Below are 212 nucleotides of genomic sequence, written 5' to 3'. Positions count from 1 at the left end.
AATGCCACGGCACATCGTTCTGGTCGGCCCATTTCAGGATGGCCCGGCTTGTGAACTCCGTGCCGTTATCACTGACGATGCAACCTGGTTTTCCGAAGACCCGCACCAGCCCATCCAGCTCTCGGGCGACACGGGCTCCCGAGATACTGGTGTCGGCCATGAGGCACAGGTTTTCGCGGCAGCAATCGTCGATCACTGCCAGGATGCGGAAC

Annotated in this window: 1 protein-coding gene; it reads right to left on the bottom strand. The window is 60.4% G+C overall.

All coding sequences use genetic code 11. The annotated features are described in order from the left end of the window. Window positions 1-212: DDE-type integrase/transposase/recombinase (locus AB9K34_RS00095; protein WP_369952469.1), on the bottom strand; the 212-nt coding region annotated here is incomplete at both ends.

It is taken from the genome of Sedimentitalea sp. XS_ASV28 (assembly GCF_041224545.1).
GTDB lineage: Bacteria > Pseudomonadota > Alphaproteobacteria > Rhodobacterales > Rhodobacteraceae > Sedimentitalea.
This window is presented reverse-complemented; position numbering and strand designations above follow the sequence as displayed.